Source organism: Plesiocystis pacifica SIR-1 (assembly GCF_000170895.1).
Lineage (GTDB): Bacteria > Myxococcota_A > Polyangia > Nannocystales > Nannocystaceae > Plesiocystis > Plesiocystis pacifica.
In genome coordinates this window covers 42,297-65,302 of record NZ_ABCS01000043.1, presented here as the reverse complement: position 1 = coordinate 65,302, position 23,006 = coordinate 42,297, and the positions used below count along the sequence as shown (strand labels likewise).

Here is a 23,006-nt window from a genome sequence, read left to right as displayed (position 1 = left end):
CCTTTTCGAAGGCACGAACCCCATTGCCCACCAAGCCCTAGCGGAGGAGCGGATAGCGACGAAGCGCCCCCGGTCTTCAGATGCCTGTGGGGGTAGAGCAGAACTCACAGCTCGCAGCAGCGAAAGCCCACCGAGTCGGCCCGGAAGTCCCGGGCGCGCAGGGAGTTGATGCCGCAGCGCAGGGTCGGGCCGTCGCTGAACCACGAGCCGCCGCGGCGCCGGCACTCCTGCTCGTTGGCGGGGGTGTTGACGCCCTCGAGGCACGCGTCGGTCCACTCCCACACGTTGCCGCTCATGTCGAACAGCCCGGGCACGCCGCCCTCGCAGCCGCTCAGCCCGCCCACGTCCACGGCCTGACCAAAGCCCGCGTCGAGCCCGTTGCAGTTGTCGGCGTCGTAGAGCTGGCCGTAGGGGTAGAGGTTGACCCCCGAGTTGGAGCAGGCCCGATACCACTGGTTGCTCACCGGATCCTCGACGTCCTCGACCAGCACCGAGCCGCCCTCGACGTCGCCGCACAGGCGCATGCCCGCCCACGAGCAGTAGGCCCAGGCGTCGCACCAGTCCACGCCCACCGCCGGCACGCCGTCGACCGGCTGATCGCTCCACTCGTCGGGGATGAAGGCGGGGATCAGCGCGTCCCCCTTCCACCCGCAGGTCTCGGGCAGCCAGCTCGAGAAGTAGTCCGGATCGAAGTTCTCCGCCAAGAACACGGCGTAGTCCACGGCCTCGACCTCCGTCGAGTCGATCTGGAAGCCGCCGCCGTCGACGGTGACGTTGTCCGGGCACGGGAGGCAGCCGGGCGTGCCGCAGGGCCCCGAGCACGCGTCCGGCTCCCCGGTCTCCGTCTCGGTCGTGTCGGTCTCCGTCTCCGTCGTATCGGTCTCCGTCTCCGTCTCGGTCTCCGTCTCCGTCTCCGTCTCCGTCGTGCTCTCCGACTCCGTGCTCTCCGACTCCGTGCTCTCCGTGTCCGCGCTCTCCGTGTCCGCGCTCTCCTCCGAGCCCGCCGTCTCACCGACCTCGTCGTCAGAGCCGCTGTCGCCACAGGCGCTCAGTCCAAGGCCGCCCACGAGCGCCACCAGGGACACGCGGGTGAGGGTCGTCGCCGATCCGCTTCGCAATCGCATCCCGAGATTGTGCCGAAGTCCGCGGCGGCGATGGCAGGCTTTGCGGGACCGCGGGCGCGGCAGCGCCCAATTTGCGCCGGGAAAAAGCGCTTTGATCCCTCCTCCCCCACTCGGGGCTGGGCTCCGAGCAGGGACAGTAGTACGGCATGCGGAGCTAGAGAGCGCCTGCGCGCGGGAGCTCCCTCGGCCACGGGCCCGCGCGCCAGTCGTAGAGGTCGCGGTGATCGAGGAGGTCACGCGGCGGCAGGTGGATGTGGACGACGACCTCGGGCGCGCGCTCGCGGACCGCGTCGATCCAGGGGTCGCGCTCGCTCCGACCCGGCAACAGCAAGCGCCGCAAGCGAGCCAAGGCCGCGACGAAGTCCAGGGGCGGCCAGCCCTCGCCGACCAGCTCGAGGACCTCGACCCCCGCGAGCGCGCTCGCCGGATCGTCGAGGGCCGCGAACACCTCCATGGGCATGGACAGCCGCCGCAGCGCGCTCAGGGAGGCCAGCGCTTCGAGACCTCTCGGGCGTCGACCTCCCGGGCGCAGGGTCAGCGTGTGCAACCGCGGGAGCTCGCGCAGCGCCGCGAGGTCGACGTTGGCGAGCTTGCCCAGGCCGAGCTGCTCGAGCTGCTCGAGCCGGGCCAGCCCCGACACCCGCCGCATGTCGCCCCCCTCGAGCTGGACGCTGCGCAGCTGGGCCAGCCGGCGCAGCGGCTCGAGCTCACCGACCCGGGTCGAGACCAGGGCCAGGTGACGCAGGTGCGGAAGACCAGCGAGGGCGTCGAGCTCACCGACCTTGCTGCCCAGCAGCGCCAGGCGCTCGAGGGTGTGCGGCGCGGCCAGGGCCTCCGGGAGCTCCCGGACCAGGCGCAAGGTCCCCGGCCGGCACTGCAGCTCGCGCAAGCTCGGCAGCGCCTCGAGCCCGTCGAGCTCGCGCAGGGCCTCGCCCGGTAAGCGCAGGACCTCGAGCTTGGGCACCGGCCCCAGCTGAGCCAGGCCCTCGAGCTTCGCCCGACCGAGGCTGAGCCACTCGAGCGCGGGCAGGCGCGCCCCGATCCCCGCGAGCGCGCTGGCGTCCCGTGGTGAGCACTCGAGGCGCTCGAGCTCGCGGCGCAGGCCGAGCTGCTCGCCGCGCAGCTGCCCGCGACCCACGAGGCTCAGCGCCCGCAGGCTCGGGAGCTCGGCCAGCACCCCCGGCGAGAAGCGCTCGCCGACCCGAAGCCGACGCAGCCGCGGCAGCCGACCCAGCACGCCCAGGTCGCTGGTCCGCGAGTTGGGCAGGTCGAGCACGGCGACGGTCCGACCATGAACCGTCGCGCCGTCGACCAGGCGGGCGAGCTCTTCTTGGGTGCAAAAGTCCAGGCGGACGCGGGCGAGGGTCTCGGCCGCCTCAGCGGCCAGCAAGCGACCGATCTGCGACGCGCCCTCGGGGTGCGCGCCGATCAAGAAGCCGCCGACGAAGCGCAGCCGCAAGCCCGCGAGGCGCTCGTTGATCCGCGCCCGCCGAGGCGCCCACAGCCGCGCCCGCTCGCGCTGAAGCATCCGCGCTTGGCTTGGGTCTTCGGTGTGCTCGGCCGCCAGCTCGAGGGCCAAGAGCTCGCCGCGCGCATCCCCCTGGGCCTGCAGGCGGTCGGCGAACACCCACGCCTGCGCGACCTCGGGCCGGAGCCGCCGCGCCGCCCGGGCTGGCTCGAGGACCGCCGCAGCGATCATCGCCGAGCTCGAGCGCGCCGCCCCGTCCTGCGCCCCCTGTCCTGCTTCACCGCGCGCGTGCAGGCTGTCATCGATGCGCGCCCGCAGCTCGTCGTGATCCTCTTCGGGGACCTGGTCCCAGCCCGCGAGCTCGAGGGCCCGAAGCAGCTGCGCCGGCCAGCTCTGGGCCGCGCACATCAGGTGCCGTGGCCGCGCGCGCTGGGCCCCCTCCTCGCCCTCGTCGCGCACGAAGCAGACCTCGCCCCGAATCACCGCGCCGCAGTCCCGGCACACGCCCCGCGCCGCCTGCTCGTCGACGATTCGACCCACGAAAGCAGCCTATCAGCCGGCGGGGCTTTTGTGACGCCGCGGACTGCCGCGGACTGGGCGCTCAAGCCACCAGGTAGCCGTGGTGGCCGCGGGACTTCCACGTCCGCCGAATCTTGCGCGCGGCGGCCAGGCGCTGCAGCGCCGTGCGGGCCTCCTGGGCCGTGCCGCCGATGCGCTCTTGGACCTCCGCAGGTGACAGCGGCTCGCTCGCGTCGCGCAGGGTCTCGAGCACGCGCGCGTCGTAGACCTCGCGCAATGACGCCTTGTCGGCCACCTCGATGGACTCGGCATCGGCGAGCCCCGAGGCGCACTCACCCAGGGTCAGGGAGCCCAACATCCGGCCCGTTCGCCCGTGCTCGAGCAGCCGCAGCAGGTCACTCAGACCCATCTGAGGATACTTTCTGACGAGCGCGATCAGACCCTGGCGCTCGGCCAAGGCAAAGCGTTCGGGGAATTCATCCACGCCGATCCATTAACGCCAATTGGTACGCAGTTGTCAATTGCCGAGTCGAGACAACGCCGATTGAAAAATGCGCACAAGCTGGGCTTGCAGCGTCATTGACGCAGACGCTGCTGCCAAGTGTGATCAAAAAATCATGCCCGCCCTGCCCGAGTCGCGCGGTGAGATCACAGCCATCCAGACTGCGCGCCGGCGCTTCACCTCGCCGCACCGAGAGCCAGCCACGCGCAGGCATGGGCGCGGAACAACCATGCGCACCATGCGCACACCGCTAGACTGGGGCTGAACTCCCCAACTCACCCCAGTGAACCCCGTTCAAACGCGTGATCCAATGTGAGGGCAATCTCATTCAGGCACATTCGCTCTGCACTTTTCGCTCTCGGGAATGGCGCGGCCCTTGCTTGACCGGCGCGCCGATGGCCAGGGCGCGGCGCCCAGGTTCCCGCCTCCGTGCCCCCTCGAGCGCGCGACCCGTCCGCCCACGCCGAACGCCCAGTCTGCACTCCGACACCTCTCCAAAATTGGCATTCCTTGGCTGATCGACCCGTCTCTGGGCTAGGATGCGCGAATCGAGTCGCCAATCGTCTCCCGCGCGGCCCCCGATCATTGGCCCAAGACTCGCCCGAGAAAATTGGGGTCACCGGCGCAGGGAGACTCATTGCCTCCACGGCCGAGCCTGGAGGACACGGCGCCGCTCGATGGATCCTCCATGCGCGCTAGACCCGACCAAATGCGCCCGGCGCCGGCCTCCCCCCCCGGCGTCCTCTGGCGCGGTGGCCCAGCGCCCCATTGCGGATATACCTGCACACCCTCCGTCCATCTGCGCTCAAAGAGCTCGGATCGGAGGCTGGGGTCTCTTTCACCCAGCGACCCCTCACCTGCCTGGCTAGGTGCTCATGAGCAAGACTGAAAGCTCCCTGAAATCGAAGAGCGTGTCCCGGAAGAAGAAGTCCGCGACGAAGCCCCGCCTGATCGACGAGCGCGGACGCAGCGTGGACCCCGTGCGCATGTACCTGCGCAAGATGGGCACCATCTCGCTGCTCACTCGCGAAGGCGAGATCGAGGTCGCCAAGCGCATCGAGGCCGGCGAGAACAAGGTCATCGACATCGTCCTGCGCAGCCCCATCGCCATCCCCTACGTCTTCGATCTGTGTGATCGCGTCGAGCGGAGCCTGGTCCGGGTCAAGGACGCCTTCGTCATCCCGGCCAAGAACGACGAGAAGCGCCCCGGCGAGGCCGACGGACCCACGGGTCAAGAGGCCGCCGTCGAGAACATGAAGGTGCAGCTCAAGCGCCTTCGCAAGCAGCACCGCGAGCTCGAGAAGATCGAAGAGCGCGTCGCGGAGCTCGACGCCCAGGCGACCGCCGCCTCCGAGGCCGAGCGCCCGGCCGCGGAGCCCGTCGCCCTCGTCGTCGACAACGGCGACGCCCCGAGCGAGGCCGCGTCGGCCGGCGCCGCCCCTGCAGCCGCCTACGCGGCCCCAAGCACGCCCCCGGCCGAGGTCGCCCTCGTCGAGGGTGGCAAGGACGACGGCGCCCGGGCCGAGCTCGACAAGAAGCACCACGAGCTGCGCGAGGCGACCGTGGGCACCATGCTCGACTTTCGGCTCAGCCGGAAGTCCATCGAGGAGATGAGCGAGGAGCTCAGCGAGACCGTCGAGACGGTCCGCCGGGCGCTCCGCGAGCTCCTCGACTGCGAGCGCCGGGCCGGCGTCGACCTCGACGAGCTGCGCTCGACCTTCGAGGGCGTGCGCCTGCGCGAGCAAGAGGAGTTCAAGCTGTGCCGCCGCCTGGGCCTGCACCCCTGGGAGCTCCACGAGCTGATCACCCGCATGAAGGTTGCGACCAAGCGCATCCGCCAGGTCGAGCAGGAGACCGGGGTCTCGGCGGACAACCTCGTCGCCCTCTACGACAGCCTGACCAAGGCCCGGCGCGAGCGCGAGGCGGCCAAGGCCGAGCTCGTCGAGGCGAACCTCCGCCTCGTGGTCTCGATCGCCAAGAAGTACACCAACCGCGGCCTGCAGTTCCTCGACCTCATCCAGGAGGGCAACATCGGCCTGATGAAGGCCGTGGACAAGTTCGAGTACCAGCGCGGCTACAAGTTCTCGACCTACGCCACGTGGTGGATCCGGCAGGCGATCACCCGCGCCATCTCGGACCAGGCCCGGACCATCCGCGTCCCGGTGCACATGATCGAGAGCATCAACAAGCTGATCCGGACCACGCGTCAGCTCGTCCAGGAGTTCGGCCGCGAGCCGACCCACCAGGAGATCGCCGAGAAGATGAACATGCCGGTGGAGAAGGTCCGCTCCATCCTGCGCATCGCCAAGGAGCCCATCAGCCTCGAGACGCCCCTGGGCGAGGACGGCGACTCCAGCCTCGGCGACCTCATCGAGGACAAGAACGCCCTCGACCCCGGCTCCGGCGTCGTCGAGCGCCACCTCGGCGACGAGACCCGCCGCGCCCTGGCCAGCCTGACGCCCCGCGAGGAGAAGATCCTGCGCCTGCGCTTTGGCATCGGCGAGGCCTCCGACCACACCCTCGAGGAGGTCGGCCGGGACTTCTCCGTGACCCGCGAGCGCATCCGCCAGATCGAGGCCAAGGCGCTCTCGAAGCTCCGCAAGGCCGACCGCGCCAAGCAGCTGCGCGAGTTCGTCGAGGACTGATCGCGCCCCCCTCGGAGCGCCCCAACTGGGGCGCCCTTCGTCGCCCCACCTCTGCTCCGGCTTGGTGGGGCGATTTGTTGATGGGAAGCTGTCCCCGGCATGGGCAAGGGACAAAAACGCCGAGGCGGCAAGTCAGCCCGGGGTCGAAAAAAGCAGACCGGGGCGCAGATCCATCGCAAGGCCTACTGGGTGAACCTGTCCCAGAGCCTCGCCCAACACCGCGGCTGGACCTGCGACGAGGCCCCGGGGCCCGGACTCCGAGGCCGGTGGTCGGCGGCCGTCCAGCGCCCCCTCGGGCAGCTCGATGTCGCCCAGCTGGTCTTGCTCCTGACCCAGGGCGTCGACGCCGACAGCCTCCACCTGCTCTGGCCGGTGATCCACGCCCGCCTCGAGCGAGACGCCGCCGCGGGCACCGGCTCGAGCCTGCTCGCGCTCATGCTCGGGCAGCGCCAGTTTTGGTCGACGCACCCCCACGCCCAGACGCAGATGGTCGAGCTGCTCGAGGCGCGTCGAGACGCGCTCGCCCGCGCGCCCGGCTTGGAGTCCCTCGCCCGCGACTTCACAGAGCGAAGTTCGTGACCGCCTGCAGCCGCGCCTCGACGCTCATCGCCATCAGATCCCGGTTGGCTTCACCGTCGAAGGTATCGCTGCACCAGCGCAGGTCACTGGCCAGGGTCACGACCTTTCCGCGGTGGGCCGGGTCGGCTTGCTGGCGTACTTGGGCAAGAGCAGCTGGGCGCGTGCTTCATCACCTGGTAGACCCGCTCATGGTTGACCCTGGGGGCTCCTGGATCCCGATTGAGCCGCGCCCTGACCCGGCGGTGGCCCCGAGGCCGGAGGATCCACCAGTGAGCTCAGCAGCTGGGGCGCCCTACAGCCACTGGGTCGCGCCGACCGTCATGGTCCAAGCGTCGCCCTGGGCCTCGGTGTAGAGAAGCTCGAAAGGTCGAAGCTCCCACCCGCCGGCGCTGTCGCTGGTGGCCACCAGGTCTGTGGAGCTGTGGGCGAAGAGCATCACTGGTCCCCCACCAGCCTGGCCCCGAACGATGAACTGCACGTCACCAGCGAGGACTCGATATTCACTCGAGCCCTGGGTCATCTCCATCTGACCCTGAGCATCTCCGTAGAGCTCGACCTGCGCGTCTTCGATCACGAGTGTCTGGCCGCCTACGTCGACGACGAGGCGAGGCTCGAGGATGAGTCGGAGCTCATCCAAGGACCAGGTACTCGCGCTCGAGTCGAACGACAAGCTCAGCTTGGAGCACTCGAGACCCGTACAGGCCGTGCCGAGGGAGCCAAAGTCTGTGCTGAGCTGAAGGGGAGTTGCCGAACCAACCGGGGGCCCTAGGAGCACGCCAGAGCCGCTCTCCAACGTGGCATCCATTCCGGAGCCCGTAGATGGAAGACCTCGCTCGAACAGGTTGCCGTTGTTCCACATCAGTGAGGTGCAGATCTCGTTCTCGCTGAGATCCGCTGGCCGATAGAGATCGTTGACGAGCGAAAGGAAAATCTCGATGTAGACATCCTCGACATCCTGATTGGAGTCATCCCATGGAGTGCCAGCCTGAGGGATTTCCCATTTAGCCTTGAGACTCTTGGGGGAGTCGTCGGTGTCGACTAGGCCATCGATGCACTCGTCGATATGCGTTGCGATCCAGTGCTGTACTTCGACCACAGGCTTCAAGGAAGGAAGCTCCCCACTGTCGATGGCGGCCCCAAGGGCCTCGGAGATCGAACGACAGACCTGTTGACGTAGGTCGAGCATACAGTTCTCGGCGTAGGTGGGCTGATCATCGATGGTGAGCTGGGGGTCGTGTTGGCCACAGCAGGCCATCACCTTCGTTTCCAAGTAGGACTCGTGCCCGTCCCCGAAGTCGACTGCCCCCTCAATCGAAGGAACGTAGAGGTCGAGACCTGTTCCTTCGAAGGTGAACCCGATGCGGCCCCACCACCTGCCTCCGCACTGGTGGACGTAGCCCCAGGCCTCCCCGTCTTCTCCATCTTTCGCCTTGGCGATGCACTCCCCAGGGTCAAGCTCGCCAACCCCGACATCGGGCTCTTTGGATCCGGCCTCGTTCGCACCCGCGGAGGCCTCGTCAGCAAAGTCCCCGTCCTCAGGGGGGATCGGGTCCTCGCCGCAACCCATGAAGAGAGCGCTGGCGATGAGAGGGAGGGAAAGAGCGGTGTTCTTGAGGCGCGGAATTGTCATAAAGTGACTCACTGCCGTGGAATTGAAGCGCTAGGCATCCGTTCGACCTAGGGAATCGGCCAGCAGATGTGCAGGGAGTGTGCCAGCAGAAGCAAGGGGGGAGGCCCTGCTTTAGGGTGCTCACTGACGAATTCTCGTCAGCCTGGTCAAGCCTGCTGGCGAAAACCTCGTCACTACCGCTTGTAGGTGGAGTCTCTACCGGGGTGCTAGGCTGCCAGGAGCATGGACGCGCGTCTGCCTGCCAGGAAGCTGGTCCGACCAAGGCGCTGGCTCAGCACGCTCGGGGCGGCAAGCCTGCTGGCCTGTGGGGATTCGGGCTCCCTCGAGGAGGGCATGGAGCCGCCTAGTCTGATCGAAGCCTGTGAGCCAGAAGCAGTGGAGGTGCTCGAGACCGAGAGCTTGATCTACCGGTCGTATGGTCGGGATTTCCAGGGCATCTGTCCTGGGAGCTTCGAGGCGGCGCAGGCCCACGCCTCATGGGTCGAGCAGATCTGGGGAAGACCCCAAGTGGGAGATGAGGTCCGACTCTATGCGAGCCGAGAGGAGCCCTGCTGGCCATGTACTTCTGGCGCGCTCGCCTGCGTAGAAGAGCGAGTCGCCCATGCGCTCACGGTGCCTCATCGCCACGAGCTGACACACTTGGTCCGGGACCGTTGCCCGAGTCTCATTGAAGAGGGGTTTGCGTCCATATACGGACGCTACTTCTCCTACTACGAGACGGTTGATGAGATTGAGAACGCGATCACGGTGAGTGACGAGGGAGCACTGCCAGGAACGTACTACGGCATTGGTGGGGCCTTCGTCGCCTTCTTGATTAGCCGAGATGGGATGGAGTCACTTCATCAGCTATGCGACTTGGACATCCCCAACACGCTCTCTTTGGCGGAGGGCCTCGAGGAGGTCTATCAGCTTCCGCTCAACGAACTCATCGCTGAATTCGAGGCGGCCCCGGGGAAGGGAAACGCCTACCTCAAGCAGGAGCTTGCCTGCGATGCCCTGGAAGCTGGTGCGGAACTCGAGGTGTTCACGAGCCCAAGCGCTTGGACGATGGACATGGGCTGTGGGGCTCCAGGCGTTGAAGGAGGGCTGGGGCAGTACACCATGGCCCAGCGCCTCATCGAGCTCCCCACAGACGGGCCCTATGCCCTCGAGATGCTCGCTGACCACGACTACCGGATCCAGGTCGAGGTGCGCCACTGTGAACGGGAGAACATGGCCTCCTTGCTTTACGCGACCGAGTTCGTGCCCCTGGTCGCCGAAGAGCCCCGAGAGCTGATTTTCGATCACCTCATCGCAGGCACCTACGTGCTTCGAGTACGAACGGATGAAGACTCAGAGGGAAACAATGGCCCAGGACAAGGCGAGCTGGCGGTCGGGTTTTCGCTCGACTCGTGGCCGTGAGCCACGCTTGTGTTGATCGAAGTCCGAGTTCTACCTTGCCCCCACAGCCGTTTGGGACCGGGGCGCTTCGTCGCTGTCCGCTCCTCCGCTTTGGCTTGGTGGGCAATGTAGTTCGTGCCTATGAGAGGGCATCTGTGTGCAATTGGGAAAGCGGGTGAAAGGCTTCACATGCCGGGGACGCCGGCGATGTCGACCTTGCCGTCCTTGCCGACCTTGACCGAGGTGCCGTCGGCGGCCTTGACCTCGGTGTTGCCCTCGGCGTCGGTCTTGACCACGTTGCCCTCGCCGTCCTTGGCCTCGACGTTGCCCTTGCCGTCGGTCTTGACCTCGGCGCCGTCGGCCCCCTTGGCGACGGTGCCCTCGGGGCCCGTCTTGACCTCGTTGCCCGCGTCGTCCTTGGCCTCGACGGTGTCGCCGTCGACCTTGGCCTCGGCGCCGTCGGCCTTGGCCGAGACCTCCGCGTCGCCGCTCTTCTTGGCGTCCTCCTTCGCCCCGTCCGCCTTGTCGGCCGCGGGGGCCTCCTGCTCGCCGCTGTCACAGGCTGCGAGGGCGAAGACCAGGGGGAGCGCGAGGGCGAGGGTTCGAATCGGTGCGAGTCGCATGGTCCTCTTCTAGCCGAATTCGTCGGCGCATTTCGACGACAATTCACCCAGGCGCAAGTTCGGCGCGATGCTGCTCCCAATTGGCGCCGACCGCTCCGAGCCCAGAGGCGATAAACTGAGCGCCCGCGCCCGTCATGGTCAGCCTGGTCAGCCTCGCGATCCCCTTCTTCTTCCTCTTGATCGGGGTCGAGCTGCTCGCGTCGCGGTTGATGAAGCGCAGGGTTTACCGGCTCAACGACAGCATCGACGATCTCAACTGCGGGACCATCAGCCAGCTCCGCGGCATCTTCACCAAGGTCATCACCTTCGGGGCCTACCTGCTGTGCTTCGCCTTCGGCCGCGAGACCCTCGGGCTGCCCGAGCTGGGCGCGGACCGCTGGTACACCTGGGTGCTCGCGCTGCTCGGGGTCGACTTCGCCTACTACTGGTTCCACCGCTGGTCCCACGAGGTCAACTTCCTGTGGGCGGCCCACGTCGTCCACCACCAGAGCGAGGAGTACAACCTCGCCGTGGCCCTGCGGCAGTCGGCCATCCAGGGGATGTTCAGCTTCTTCGTCTACCTGCCCCTGGCCCTCGTCGGCGTGCCCCCGGCGCTCTACGTGCTGTCCAAGGAGATCAACCTCATCTATCAGTTTTGGATCCACACCCGGCTGATCAAGCGCATGGGGCCCTTCGGGTGGGTGTTCAACACGCCCTCGCACCACCGCGTCCACCACGGCGCCGATCCCAAGTACCTCGACCGCAACTACGCCGGCGTGCTGATCATCTGGGACCGGATGTTCGGGACCTTCCTGGCTGAAGAGGAGGAGCCGACCTACGGCACGACCAAGCCGCTCGCGCGCTGGAACCCGCTGTGGGCCAACTTCGACTACTGGGCCCAGCTCGTGCGCCAGGCCAGGACCATGGACCGGACCCGCGACAAGCTGTGGCTGTTCTTCGCCCACCCCGGCTGGCGCCCGGAGCAGCCCGAGCCCAACCCGCCCGAGGTCCGCGGTCGCGCGCTGTTCGACGCCGACACCAGCCCGGCCCGCAAGGCCTACCTGTTCGCCCAGTACCTGGGCATGCTCGTGGTCACCGTGGGCTTGCTGTTCGGCGGCGAGCACCTCGACCTGGCGGCGAACATCATGCTCAGCGTGTGGATCACGGCCTCGGCCGTGGCGATCGGCGTGGGCTTCGAGAACCGGCCTAGCTTCGCCTGGCTCGAGGCCACGCGGCTGCTCCTGCTCCCGGCCATGGCCGCCGCCATCTTGGTCCCGATGCTGAGCTGGGGCCCGACGGCGATGGCCGCCGTCGGCGCGGCCGCGGGCTTCGCCCTCCTCTCCCTGCTGCCCCTGGCCGTGGGTTGGCTCAGCGCGCCAGCGATCGCCTCCGAGGCTCCCGATCCTTCGGCGGCCGAGTGAACCGTCCAGCCAACTTGGAGACAAGCTCCGCGATGGTCTCCCCCCGTCGACCCTCGCCGCGTATTTTGGACCGAAGCATCGGAGTCGCCGTGGCGGCGGCTCTGGGCCTCGGGGGCCCCCTCGCCCTGCCCAGCCAGGCGCGCGCGGAGGGGCCAGCGGTGCAGGTCCCAAAGAGCCGCCAAGATGCCCCAGGCGAGCAGGCCGCCGAGCCCGCCCCCACCCCCGAAGAAGCGGAGACGGAGACGGAGGTGGAGACGCCCGCGCCCAAGACAGAGGACGCCGAGCCCACGCCCACGCCAAAAGCCACCGAGCCCGCGTCGGCGGCCGAGACGACCCCGGAGGAGCCCGCGCCAAGCTCGGACGCCGCCCCCGCTCCCAACCCCGCGTCGGCCCCCGCCCCCGAGTCGGGCCTGCCCAGCTACGAGGCGGCCGTCGCCCCGGCTCCGCCCGCCGACGGTGAATCGCTGCCCACACTCCCGGGCACGGGCGCCGGCCTGTTCGTGCTCTCGGGCGTCTTGCTGGGGACCAGCGCGATGTCGTTCACGGCCACGGGCTTCGGCGTCGCTCAGGAGTGGGACACCGAGGTCGTCGCAGGCACGGGCGTGCTCGGCTCGCTGATGCTCGGCGCGAGCGCGATCATGTTGGCCAGCGGCCTCAAGCGAAACAAGAAATTCAAGGCCTGGGGCGAGGCCAACCCCGACCTCTACGAGCCCTCCCGCAAGCGCGGCACGGGCATGCTCGCGGGCGGGATCACGGCGACGGCCCTCGGCGGCACGGCGACGCTATGGGGCGGGATCATGCAGGGCTTGCAGTGCTACCACGCCTTCGACGTGTGCGAGCCCTCGCCCCTGCCCCCCGTCGCCCTCGGCCTCGGCCTCGCCTCCCTGACCACCGGCGTGACCCTGCTGATCCTCGCCGACAAGCGCAAGAACAAGTACGACGAGTGGCGCCGCGGCCTCGACCCCGCTCGCTTTCAGGTCGTACCGACGGCCTCCGCCAGCCGCGAGGGCCTGAGCTTCGGCGTCGCCGGTCGCTTCTGAGGGTTGCCATGGACGCGCCTTCGACCCTCACCGCGGTAGTCCTCGGGGTGGCGATGATCCTGGCCGCTCCCCCGGGCGCGCGGGCAGCTCCCGAGCCGAGCGAGGGCGGCCTGCAGCGCTGGGACGCCGAGCCCAGCGAGACCACCCCCTCCGAGCCAGGCGACGGCGACGCGGGCGAGAGCGCCGGGCTGCCCACCTACGCGGACGCGCCGGCCGAGGCCGAGTTCATCGGGGGCTTCGACGCCGCCACGCCCGAGCTTCCCCGCGACGGCCGCGGCCGCGTGGCCTCGGGCGCCCTGCTCCTCGGCGCGGGCCTCGTCGTGTTCGGCACCTCCATGGGGCTGCTCTACACGACCAACGATCCGGGCCTGTGGATCGCCGGCGCGAGCGTGTCGAGCCTCGTGAGCCTCGCTGGCGGCGTCACCCTCGGCGTCGGGCTCAGGCAGCGAAAGTACTACGGAGCGTGGCTGCGCGAGCACGGCTCGAGCCCGCCAACGCGCGGCGTGGGCATGCGCGCCGCGGGGACCACGGCCATCGTCGGCGGCAGCGCGGGCCTCATCTTCGCCAGCGTCGCCCTCGCCAACCCCGATCCGGCGGATCCGCCCTACCCCGAGGTCGTCCTCGCCATGAGCCTGGCGGGCATCGCCTCGGGCATCACCCTGGTCGTGTACGGCAACGCCCGCGCCCGCGCCTTCCGGGCCTGGGAGCTCGATCGAAGCGGCCAAGCGGCGGTTCAGCTGCGGCCGTCCTTTGGCGTCGCCCCCCTGCGCGGCGGCGGCTTCCTGAGCCAGGCGGGCCTGTCCGGCCGCTTTTGACGGCGACTACTCCGGAACTACTCCGGGACGTTGGTGAGCAGACGATCGACGGCGTGCAAGGGCGCGTCGTCGCCCCCCATGAGGTGGGAGATGGCCGAGTAGACCAGGCGCTGCTTGGCGACCAGGGACTTGCCCTCGAACACCGTCGAGGTCACCGCGATGGAGTAGTGCCCGGGGCTGCCGATCTCGACCTCGACCTTGGCGTCGGGGATCTTGTCGAGGACCGAGTCGTGGATCTGCTTGGCGATCGCTTCAGCGCTCACGGGAGGAGCATCGCACGGGCGCTCGGGCGAATCCACCGGGCGCTGTGCGCCGACGCAGCCGTTAGAAACGGCCGCTCAAGCCCACGCCACCTCCGCCCTGGAGCACCATGGGGTAGGGCTGGATGACGGGCTGGAGCTGGGGCCGGCGCGCCACCGGCGGGGTCGGCAGGGGCGGGACGGCCTTGGGCGCCCACCCGCCCGTGGCGGCGTAGCTGCGACGAAAGCGAACGGAGAATACGAAGGCCGTGGGCACGGCCGCGGCCATGGCGATGCCCAGGCCGAGCTCCGTCGCGCCCAGGGCCGTGTCGCCGAAGCTCAGGGCCACGGACCCGGCGGTGACGAAGCCGATGGCGCCGAGCAAGAAGAAGCTCCCGCCCACGGCCAGGCCGCCTCCCTGGGGCCGCCCCTCGAGGCCGCGCGCGACGAGCCAGCGCCGGTGCGCCCCCGAGCGCTTGACCCCGAGGTAGAGGGCCCCGCCCGAGAACGCGAGCATGCCCGCGCTGGACACCGCGATGCCGGGGACGAGCCACGACGCGGGCAGGCGTCGGCGGGCGCCGACGATGGAGGCGAAGGTCGCCCCGGCCGCGGTGAGCCCGATGCCCACGCCGCCGAGCACCAACATGGACCGGCCGTCATCGGGCGCGAGGCCGTGGTCGATCTCGACCGCGGGTGCGAAGCTCGGCGAGGGCTCCGTCTCGCTCGACTCGGGCGGCGGGACGTCCCAACGAACGGGCTCGCGCGCGCCCTCGACCGGGCCAGACTCCGCGGGCTCGGTGGCCTCGGTAGGCTGGGAGGGGTCCGGGACAAACACGGGCGCGGGCGGCTCGGGGGTCTCCGCCTGCCCGGGCTGCTCACCTTGCTCACCTTGCTCGGCCTCGGAGCCATCAGCCTCCGGCTGCGTCGGAGGCCCCGCGAAGGCCCGCGCAGGCCAAGCCATGACCAGCGCCGACACCAGGACCATCGCAGCCTTGCTCATGCCTCGATGGTACCCGCTCAGGGCGCCTCACCAATGATCTTGACCTCGGTCTGCAGCGTCACGCCGTGCACGCGCTCGACCTCCGCGCGGACGAAGTCGATGAGCGCGAGCAGGTCGGCGCTGGTGCAGCGCGGCTCGACGCTGCGATCGACCACCAGCCAATTCGCGTGCTTGGGCGAGACCAGGGCCCCTCCGCGGCGCGTTCCCTTGAGCCCCGCGACCTCGATGAGTCGGCCGGCGTAGTCCCCGGTTGGGTTCTTGAAGGTGCTGCCGTTATTGGGCACGCCCTTGGGCTCCCGCTCGTCCCGGCGCTTGCGCAAGGCCGCAACCTCTGCGTCGATCTCTTCCCGCGGGCGCGGGCGCAGCTCGAGGGTCGCCCCGACCACGATCTCGTCGCGCGGGAGGTCCGAGTCTCGATAGCGAAAGCCGCACTCGGCGTGGGCGCGGACGAGGGTCTCGCCGCCCAGGTCGAGGCTGCGGACCTCTTTGACGACGTCGGTGAACTCGCCGAGGTAGGTGCCCGCGTTCATGATCAGCCCGCCGCCGACGCTCCCGGGCACGCCCCCGAGGAACTCCACGCCGCCGAGCGCCCACTTGGTGGCCAGGGACAACAGACGCCCCGTGGACGCCCCGGCCTCGACCTCGACCCAGGTCGGCCGGGCCTCGGGCTCGGGCCGCCACACCTGGTTGATGCGGCGCAGGTTGATGGCCACGCCGCGCAGGCCCCCGTCGCGCACGAGCAGGTTGGTCCCGCTGCCGATGAAGTGCGTGGGCACCCCCTGTGCGCGACAGCGACGCAGCAGCTCGGCGAGGGCCTCGATGGTCCGGGGCACGGCCCACAGGTCGGCGGGGCCGCCCAGGCGCAAGGTCGTGTGCTTGGCCATGGGCTCGTCGAGGCGCAGCTCGAGGACCTCGGCCAGGGCGGGGTCGCTCAGGCGCAGGCGCTCGACGAGCCCCGCCCCGCGACTCCCCGCAGCTGTCGCCTCGGCGCCCATCAGCCGACGCTGCGCTCGAGGGCCTCGACGAGGCGGTGGCTGACTTGGGTGATGGTGCCCGCGCCCAGGGTCAGGACGATGTCCCCGCTCGCGCACAGCTCGTGCAAGCGCCGGGTGGTCACCTCGACGACCTCGGCCCGGCCGAGGCTCTGGGGCCCGACGAGCACGACGGGGCGCTCGGGCTTGCGGGCGCGCAGCAGCGAACCCAGACCCTCGGCCGAGTAGCCCTCGATGGGCTGCTCGCCCGCGGCATAGACCGGCGTGAGCACGACCAGGTCGGCGGCGTCGAGGGAGGCGGCGAAGTCCTCGTAGTGGTTGCGCAGGCGGGTGTAGCGGTGAGGCTGGAAGGTCGCGACCAGGCGCCGCGTGGGCGCGGCGTCGCGGGCCGCGGCCAAGGTCGCGCGCAGCTCCGTGGGGTGGTGGCCGTAGTCGTCCACGACCACGACCCCGTCGACGTCGCCGCGGACGGTGAAGCGACGCTGGACCCCCTGGAACTCGCGCAGGGCCTTGCGGGTGACCTCCGTGGACACGCCCTGCTCGTCGCACAGGGCGATGGTCGCCAGGGCGTTGAGCACGTTGTGACGCCCAGGCATGGCCAGCTCGAAGCGGCCCCTGTCCTCGCCGTGGGCGGTGACCCGAAAGTGGCTGCGCCCGCCGACGAGCTCGATCTCCGAGGCCCGATAGTCGGCGTCCTCGCTGACGATGCCGTAGCTGACCGTGCGCTTGGTCAGCCGCGGGAGCACGGCGCGGACGTTGGGGTCGTCGACGCAGATCGCCGCCATGCCATAAAAAGGAACGCGGTTGGCGAAGCCGACGAAGGCGTCGAGCAGGGCCTCGAGGGAGCCGTAGTGGTCGAGGTGCTCGGCGTCGATGTTGGTGATGATCGCGTGGGTCGGCGGGAGCACGAGGAAGCTGCCGTCGCTCTCGTCGGCCTCGGCCACGAAGATCTCGCCCGCGCCCAGGCGGGCGTTGGAGTCGAAGCTGTTGACCTTGCCGCCGATCACCACCGTGGGGTCCAGGCCCGCGCCGTGGAGCACCGCGGCGACCATGCTGGTCGTGGTCGTCTTGCCGTGGGAGCCCGCGACGAGCAGGCCCTGCTGCAGGCGCATGAGCTCGCCGAGCATCTCGGCCCGGGGGATGACCGGGATCTTGCGCTGGCGCGCGGCCACGACCTCGGCGTTGTCGGGCTTGATCGCGCTCGAGATGACGACCACGTCCGCGTCGCCGAGGCGCTCCGCCCCGTGGCCGCGGTGGACCGTCGCGCCCAGCCGGGTCAGGCGTCGGGTGATCTCCGTGTCGGCCAGGTCCGTCCCCGTGACCTGATAGCCGAGGTTGACCAGCACCTCGGCGATGCCGCTCATGCCGATGCCGCCGATGCCGACGAAGTGAATGTGAGTGTCTCGTTTGCGGAACATGCGAGCAAGAGCGAGGGGCACCGACTCTACACGGGTGGGGGTGAACGGCAAGGGCAAGGGACGCACGCACCGAACACGCCTCCCTCGGCCCCGACATTCCCGCGTCGGCGCGGGCCTTCCCGTCCGCGCGGGCCTTGAAGTGAAGGACTCGCGTTGGGACCCTGCGCCGGTGAGCGAGTCGCCCGCGAGCCTCGATGAAAAGACCGTCCGCCGCGTCGCCAAGGCCCTGGGCGCATGGTTCAAACGCGACGCTCGGGACCTCCCTTGGCGCCGTACCCGCGACCCCTACGCCATCTGGGTCTCGGAGATCATGCTCCAGCAGACCCGCGTCGACACCGTCGAGAACTACTGGCAGCCCTTCCTCGATCGCTTCCCGACCGTCGAGAGCCTCGCCGCCGCCGAGCAGCAGGCGGTGCTCGAGGCGTGGAGCGGGCTGGGCTACTACCGCCGCGCCAAGCTGCTCCATCGGGGCGCCCAATACGTCCACGAGGAGCTCGGCGGCGAGGTGCCGGGGACCGCCGACGCGCTCCGGGCCATCCCCGGCATCGGCCGCTACACCGCCGGGGCGATCGCCTCCATCGCCTTCGACCAGCCGGCGCCCCTCGTCGACGGCAACGTCGCCCGGGTCCACTCCCGCCTGGCCGCCATCGAGGCCCCCGCCGAGCAAGACGCCAAGGCCGAGGCCCACTGGCGCTTCGTCGCCGGCGTGCTCGAGCACGGAGAGCCCCGCGTCCTCGCCCAGGCGCTCATGGAGCTCGGCGCCACGGTCTGCACCCCGCGCTCGCCGACCTGCCTGACCTGCCCCGTGCGCGAGCACTGCCGCGCCCGCGCGCGCGGGCTCCAGGACCAGATCCCCGCGCCCAAGGTCAAGAAGAAGGCCACCGAGCACCACCTCCTCGCCCTCGCTCTGCGCCGCGGGGACAAGCTGCTGATCGAGCGCCGACCCGACGAGGGCCTGCTCGGCGGGCTGTGGTGCCTGCCGGTGTTCGAGGCGCCCAGCCCCGTGAGCCCCGCCCCCAAGGGCGCGAAGCTCGACGATCTCCGCGCCTCTCTCGAGCGCCAGGCCGGCGAGGCCCTCGGCGTGAAGCTGCGCCTCGAGCCCGCGCCCGCGCCTCGGGTCAAGCACGTGTTCAGCCACCGCATCTGGCACCTGCTCCCCTGGCGCGCGCGCGCCAACCCGGCCCCGCGGACCCGGTCTCGGGGCGACGATCTGCGCCTGGCCTGGCTCGCCCGGGGCAGCGATCCGGCGGGCGGCATCCCGACCCTGACCCGCAAATTGCTCGCGGCGGTCGAGCCCGAAGACTGACCGCCGCGCCGACTCGCGTCGAGGACCGCTCAGCGCTTGCGCTTGGTGGTCTTCTTCTTTGCGGCCTTCTTCTTCGTCGCCGTCTTCTTCTTCGCGGCCTTCTTCTTCGTCGCCGTCTTCTTCTTCGCGGCCTTCTTCTTCGTCGCCGTCTTCTTCTTCGCCGCGGTCTTCTTCTTCGCCGCGGTCTTCTTCTTCGTCGCCGTCTTCTTCTTCGTCGCCGTCTTCTTCTTCGCCGCGGTCTTCTTCTTCGCCGCGGTCTTCTTCTTCGCCGCGGTCTTCTTCTTGGCGACCTTCTTCTTGGTCACCTTCTTGGCGGCCTTCTTCTTGGTCACCTTCTTGGCGGCCTTCTTCTTCGCCACCTTCTTGGCGGCCTTCTTCTTCGCCACCTTCTTGGCGGCCTTCTTCTTGGTCACCTTCTTGGCGGCCTTCTTCTTGGTCACCTTCTTGGCGGCCTTCTTCTTCGCCACCTTCTTCGAGGCTTTCTTCTTCGCCACCTTCTTGGTCACCTTCTTCTTCGCCACCTTCTTGGCAGCCTTCTTCTTCGCCACCTTCGGCGGCTCGATCTCCTCCTCGTCGTCCTCGTCCGCTGCGGGAGTGTCGAGCGAGAGCTGCTCGGGCACGACGGCCTCGGGCTCCACCTCGGGCTCGGGGGCCGGCGCTGGCTCGGGGGCCGGCTCCGCCTGCGTCGGAGACTCGAGCAGGGCCTCGGCGATCTCGGCGAGGTTCATCTCGCCAAAGGGCTCACCCCAACCCAGGGCCTCGGCGGCGTCGATGACCTCACCCAAGGTAGTGCTGGGATCGAGCACCTCCCGGAGCGCCCGAAGCACTTCGCGGCGCTGCTCGGGCAAGAGGTGGGTCTTGTAGGCCTGCTGGAAGCGACTGTCTTGGAGCGCCACGGCGCGGAACCATACACTTTTTTTGGCGCTTCAAAAGCCGCCGACGGGGACGCTCGGCTCGACTTCCCCCGGTGCCTCGCCCGGCGGGAGCTCCTCCTCGTCCTCGCTGTAGTCGACCCCAGGCTTGGGCATCGGCTCCGTGTAGGGCGAAGTGCGCGAGCCCCGAACGCGGCCCTCGGTCACCTTCACGGGGATCGGCTCTACGAGCTCGAATTCGTAGCCCCGAGTGTCGAGCTTCATGGTGTAGCTGCGATCCTTGTACTCGAAGCTCCGCCCCGCCCCGATGGTCGTCTGGCCCTTGCGGGTGTAGCTGCGGTGCTGGAGGACCATCGAGAACATGCGCACCGCGTTCATGTTGTAGAGGCGGTGGCAGCCGTGGCTGAAGCGGCGGAGGATCGACATGTAGTCGACGCTCCCGTGGGTCCGGATGCCGTTGTCGTAGGTCGTGATCGTGCCGTCCTTACGCTCGTGCAGCTTGACGTGGTAGGCGGCTACGAGGCCGTAGGCGGACTTGTAGCCCGGGCCGGTCTCGTCGTAGTTCACGACCCGGCGCATGCGCCCGTCGACGTTCTTGAGCTTGGTCAGCGAACCCGTCGGCGTGCTCGCCGGGGGGATCCACACGGGCGCGGCCATGATGGTCTGCCACACGCGATCACCGACGTCGGAGTTCTTGTAGGCGTAGTACTCTTGGCCGTCGATGAGCTCCGTGCGCCACGACCCGATGGTCGTGCGCCAGTGGACCAGGGGGATGCGCTGGCCCTCGTAGGTCACGTAGAGGGTCAGGTGCGGGTAGCGCTTGCGCGGCTGGCCGCGCTTGTTGCCCTCGTCGTCCCAGGGAAAGTCGTACCAGATGTCGCCGCGGTCGATGACCACGTCGAAGGCCATGTCCTCGGAGTAGTAGGCCGGCAGCGCGGGCAAGCGCACGGCGACGAGCAGCTCGCCAAAGGCGCCCTCGGGCGCATCCTCTGCGGCCGTCGCCAGCTCGCCGAGCTCGCCCAGGCGCGCGAGCGCGCTCTGGGGATCGTCGAGGCCCAGGGCGGCCAGGGTCGCCTCGGTGTACTCCCCGCTCAGGTCGCGCAGGCCGTGGCTCTCACCCTCGCCGTCGGTGAACTGAAAGTCCGGCTTCCAGTCGCGGGCCGAGCCGTCCTCGATCACCCCAGCGGCCGAGATCGTCCGCTCGCCCAGCACCCGGACCAGGCGCTGGTGCACGGCCTCCGTCGGGCTCCGCCCGAGGAAGGCGATGTTCTCGGCCTTGAAGTGACCCCAGCCCATGAGATCGTGCTTCTTCTCGAAGTTCGCCAGGGCGTGGTGGGTGCCGCTGTCGTAGTCGCCCGCGGTGAACTTGCCCTGGCCGTCGCGCTCGTTGAACAGGCTCTCGCAGCGAAAGCGGATCTGCGCGTGGCGGATGACCTGCACCTCGCGGTCGAAGGTCTGGAAGTACTCGTAGGCGCGCTTGGTGTCGGGGTGCTCCGCCGCCGCCGCGTAGTCCTTGGCCGCGGCCGCGTCGCCCATGCCCGCGCTGCGCATCTCCTTTTCGAGCTTCGTCCGGGCCCACCGCCACGAGCGCAGCCGCTTGGACCCCGCCTTCTTCTTGAACGCGATGTTGCCGATGCTCGGGTCGAACACGCTGCGGTCGTAGCCCGCGTCCTCGAGGCACTGCTCGAGGGCGGGGATGGACTGCCACTCGTCGATCACCACGCTGAGCGAGGGCGGGATGCCGTAGAGCTCGAGGTAGTTGTGCTCGTGCTCGGCGAGGGTGTCCCCGTCGTTGTCGACGCGATCGTTGGCCAGCCCGGTGTAGTGGGAGGCGTAGACGTTCTCGCTGAAGTCCTCCACGCCGGGGGTCTTGTGCGTGAAGATGTAGGGCCGCCAGCTGTCGCCGAGGTTGATGACCGTGTAGCCCCGGGCCTCGGCCTGATCGATGGCCAGCTTGCGCGGCGCGTCGAGGCGCTCGGGATCGATGACCCAGGCCTCACCGAGCTCGTGCTCGCGCAGGCTGGTCTTCGTCGCCGCGCCGGGATCGAGCTGCGCGCTCCAATCGTCGGTCGCCGCGTCCTCGCCCTCGTCCTTGTCCTTGCCGTCCTCGACCTCCGCGCCGACGACGGGATCGATGGGCTCTTGGCGCGAGCTGTCGCTCGAGCAAGCCGCCGCCAGCGAGATCGCTGCGAGGGCCGCAGTCGACAAAGCCTGGGTCCACCATGGAGCCGGCGCTCCACCCCGGGGTCCGCGCGCCTCGGCGGCATCCTGCGGCGAGGCCGAGGCGGAAGGTCCAAAATCGACCCCGGACACATCCGGGGCGCTCAATTCGGGCTTGAGGGGCACGTTCACCAGTTTAGCTCCGCGCCCTCTACGATCAAAAAGAGCAATAAAATCCGGGGCGCGCAGAACTTTACAAGCGCGGATCCGCGTGCCAACGTTCGGCCCGCCTGGTAGGAGGGGAGATCCTTGCGTCTTCTGAACATCGTCCTCGCTCACGCTGCAATCTTTGGCATCGCGGCCCTCGCCGCGACCTCATGTCGGGTCAACTACCCGACCACCGCTTTCCGCTGCTCGCCCGGCGGCGACGACCCGAACTGCCCAACGCAGGACTCCGACGAGTACCTGTGCTGCTCGGACGACCCAGCGGCCATCCAGCTCAGCAACATCAACGCCGTCGTCACGCCCAAGTACGTCGGGCGCGACGGCGTCGGCACGCCCCTGTTCTCCGGGGGCAACAACGCGCTCAGCACCCACGGCATGTGCGTCAAGGCCGGCAGCGTCCCGATCGCGGGCGCCCTCGCGGACACCAACGCCACGGGCTGCCCCGTCCCCTGCAACCCGAATTGGGACCAGGACGACCGCGAGGACGTGTGCGGGACCGGTGCGATCTGCTGCCAGACCGTCGAGCTCGAGCCCGAGGACTGCGTGCTCGATCCCGGCCTGGGCAACATGGGCTGCTATCGACCCATCACGGGCCGAGACATCGCAGGCCTCGGCGGCCTCGACTCGACCATGTGGGGCGGCACGGAGCACAAGACCCACCAGGACCCCGCTGGCGCCAACTGCATGACCTTCGTCGCGGGCGCGACGGCTGCGCTCCCCGACGGGGTCGACGGGGCGGACCTGCTCCAGGCCTGCTACCGGCGCCTGGGCGTGGCCGACTCCCGCGGCTTTTGCCTCGGCGGCGACAACGTGGACCTGTGCCCCCTCGAGGTCGCGGGCTACCGCGACGCCTGCGAGCAGCTCAACGACATGAGCGGCCGGGTCGACTGCGACTGAGCCCAGGCCCGACTTCGAGCCTCGACTCGAGCCTCGACACTTGTCAGCGAGCGTCCCTCACTGGGGCGCTCGTTTTGTTTTGTCTGCTCGCATCGCCGGGTTTTTGGGGCTGCACGCCAGCGTAGCTTTCCCATCCGCGCACTGGTCCGCCGCCCGTATTTCCTGTTAGGGT

General features: G+C 69.3%; 20 protein-coding genes. 9 read left to right on the top strand and 11 right to left on the bottom strand.

The window, feature by feature from the left end; genetic code table 11:
* Positions 1-104: 104 nt before the first annotated feature.
* The 3 genes from PPSIR1_RS43415 to PPSIR1_RS21530 form a co-directional block, all read right to left on the bottom strand.
* Positions 105-1,124, bottom strand: coding sequence for a formylglycine-generating enzyme family protein (locus PPSIR1_RS43415; RefSeq protein ID WP_157595801.1), 1,020 nt, complete (start codon positions 1,122-1,124; stop codon positions 105-107).
* Between the two features lie 154 nt (positions 1,125-1,278).
* Entirely contained in the window at positions 1,279-3,132 is a 1,854-nt protein-coding gene (locus PPSIR1_RS21535; protein ID WP_157595800.1) for a leucine-rich repeat domain-containing protein, read from the bottom strand.
* Positions 3,133-3,193: 61 nt separating this feature from the next.
* The gene (locus PPSIR1_RS21530; protein WP_198154577.1) at positions 3,194-3,469 is read right to left on the bottom strand and encodes a hypothetical protein; all 276 of its coding nucleotides are present in this window, start codon (positions 3,467-3,469) and stop codon (positions 3,194-3,196) included.
* Between the two features lie 15 nt (positions 3,470-3,484).
* Between PPSIR1_RS21530 and PPSIR1_RS49500 the strand changes: the two genes are divergently transcribed.
* The 3 genes from PPSIR1_RS49500 to PPSIR1_RS21520 all read left to right on the top strand — a co-directional run bounded on the left by PPSIR1_RS49500 (position 3,485) and on the right by PPSIR1_RS21520 (position 6,837).
* Positions 3,485-3,694 carry a hypothetical protein gene (locus PPSIR1_RS49500; protein WP_198154576.1) on the top strand — a complete coding sequence of 70 codons (210 nt, stop codon included), beginning with the start codon at positions 3,485-3,487 and terminating at the stop codon, positions 3,692-3,694.
* A gap of 794 nt (positions 3,695-4,488) precedes the next feature.
* The gene (rpoD, locus tag PPSIR1_RS21525) at positions 4,489-6,258 is read left to right on the top strand and encodes an RNA polymerase sigma factor RpoD (protein ID WP_086001570.1); all 1,770 of its coding nucleotides are present in this window, start codon (positions 4,489-4,491) and stop codon (positions 6,256-6,258) included.
* Positions 6,259-6,357: 99 nt separating this feature from the next.
* Positions 6,358-6,837 carry a hypothetical protein gene (locus PPSIR1_RS21520; protein WP_006973266.1) on the top strand — a complete coding sequence of 160 codons (480 nt, stop codon included), beginning with the start codon at positions 6,358-6,360 and terminating at the stop codon, positions 6,835-6,837.
* 292 nt (positions 6,838-7,129) lie between these two features.
* On the opposite strand, the gene PPSIR1_RS21515 is transcribed toward PPSIR1_RS21520, so the two are convergent.
* Positions 7,130-8,467, bottom strand: a complete 1,338-nt coding sequence (locus PPSIR1_RS21515) for a hypothetical protein (RefSeq protein WP_006973264.1) — start codon at positions 8,465-8,467, stop codon at positions 7,130-7,132.
* Between the two features lie 222 nt (positions 8,468-8,689).
* Here PPSIR1_RS21515 and PPSIR1_RS21510 point away from each other — a divergent pair, with 222 nt between their 5' ends.
* Positions 8,690-9,868, top strand: a complete 1,179-nt coding sequence (locus tag PPSIR1_RS21510) for a hypothetical protein (protein ID WP_086001567.1) — start codon at positions 8,690-8,692, stop codon at positions 9,866-9,868.
* A 164-nt stretch (positions 9,869-10,032) separates the two neighbouring features.
* On the opposite strand, the gene PPSIR1_RS21505 is transcribed toward PPSIR1_RS21510, so the two are convergent.
* Entirely contained in the window at positions 10,033-10,470 is a 438-nt protein-coding gene (locus tag PPSIR1_RS21505; protein WP_006973262.1) for a hypothetical protein, read from the bottom strand.
* A gap of 134 nt (positions 10,471-10,604) precedes the next feature.
* Here PPSIR1_RS21505 and PPSIR1_RS21500 point away from each other — a divergent pair, with 134 nt between their 5' ends.
* The 3 genes from PPSIR1_RS21500 to PPSIR1_RS21490 all read left to right on the top strand — a co-directional run bounded on the left by PPSIR1_RS21500 (position 10,605) and on the right by PPSIR1_RS21490 (position 13,725).
* Positions 10,605-11,870 (top strand): sterol desaturase family protein, encoded by a 1,266-nt coding sequence (locus PPSIR1_RS21500; protein ID WP_006973261.1) that lies wholly within the window; start codon positions 10,605-10,607, stop codon positions 11,868-11,870.
* Between the two features lie 89 nt (positions 11,871-11,959).
* Positions 11,960-12,910 carry a hypothetical protein gene (locus PPSIR1_RS21495; RefSeq protein ID WP_006973260.1) on the top strand — a complete coding sequence of 317 codons (951 nt, stop codon included), beginning with the start codon at positions 11,960-11,962 and terminating at the stop codon, positions 12,908-12,910.
* A gap of 8 nt (positions 12,911-12,918) precedes the next feature.
* Positions 12,919-13,725, top strand: coding sequence for a hypothetical protein (locus PPSIR1_RS21490; protein ID WP_157595798.1), 807 nt, complete (start codon positions 12,919-12,921; stop codon positions 13,723-13,725).
* A 17-nt stretch (positions 13,726-13,742) separates the two neighbouring features.
* Here the strand turns inward: PPSIR1_RS21490 and PPSIR1_RS21485 are convergent, their stop codons facing one another.
* The 4 genes from PPSIR1_RS21485 to murC form a co-directional block, all read right to left on the bottom strand.
* Entirely contained in the window at positions 13,743-13,988 is a 246-nt protein-coding gene (locus PPSIR1_RS21485; RefSeq protein ID WP_006973258.1) for a BolA/IbaG family iron-sulfur metabolism protein, read from the bottom strand.
* A gap of 61 nt (positions 13,989-14,049) precedes the next feature.
* Positions 14,050-14,964, bottom strand: coding sequence for a hypothetical protein (locus PPSIR1_RS21480; protein WP_006973257.1), 915 nt, complete (start codon positions 14,962-14,964; stop codon positions 14,050-14,052).
* A 17-nt stretch (positions 14,965-14,981) separates the two neighbouring features.
* The gene (murB, locus tag PPSIR1_RS21475; protein ID WP_006973256.1) at positions 14,982-15,959 is read right to left on the bottom strand and encodes a UDP-N-acetylmuramate dehydrogenase; all 978 of its coding nucleotides are present in this window, start codon (positions 15,957-15,959) and stop codon (positions 14,982-14,984) included.
* Entirely contained in the window at positions 15,959-17,374 is a 1,416-nt protein-coding gene (gene murC / locus PPSIR1_RS21470; protein ID WP_006973255.1) for a UDP-N-acetylmuramate--L-alanine ligase, read from the bottom strand. The genes murB and murC overlap by 1 nt, the downstream gene beginning before the upstream one ends.
* A 169-nt stretch (positions 17,375-17,543) precedes the next feature.
* Here murC and mutY point away from each other — a divergent pair, with 169 nt between their 5' ends.
* A complete protein-coding gene (gene mutY / locus PPSIR1_RS21465) occupies positions 17,544-18,680 on the top strand; it encodes an A/G-specific adenine glycosylase (RefSeq protein WP_006973254.1) in 1,137 nt (378 codons plus the stop codon).
* A 29-nt stretch (positions 18,681-18,709) separates the two neighbouring features.
* On the opposite strand, the gene PPSIR1_RS49495 is transcribed toward mutY, so the two are convergent.
* A complete protein-coding gene (locus PPSIR1_RS49495; protein WP_006973253.1) occupies positions 18,710-19,576 on the bottom strand; it encodes a hypothetical protein in 867 nt (288 codons plus the stop codon).
* A gap of 30 nt (positions 19,577-19,606) precedes the next feature.
* Positions 19,607-21,760 (bottom strand): L,D-transpeptidase family protein, encoded by a 2,154-nt coding sequence (locus PPSIR1_RS21455; RefSeq protein WP_006973252.1) that lies wholly within the window; start codon positions 21,758-21,760, stop codon positions 19,607-19,609.
* Between the two features lie 261 nt (positions 21,761-22,021).
* On the opposite strand from PPSIR1_RS21455, the gene PPSIR1_RS21450 reads away from it, so the two are divergent.
* Complete coding sequence (locus PPSIR1_RS21450; RefSeq protein ID WP_006973251.1) at positions 22,022-22,834, top strand: hypothetical protein; 813 nt, start codon at positions 22,022-22,024, stop codon at positions 22,832-22,834.
* The last annotated feature ends 172 nt before the right edge of the window (positions 22,835-23,006 follow it).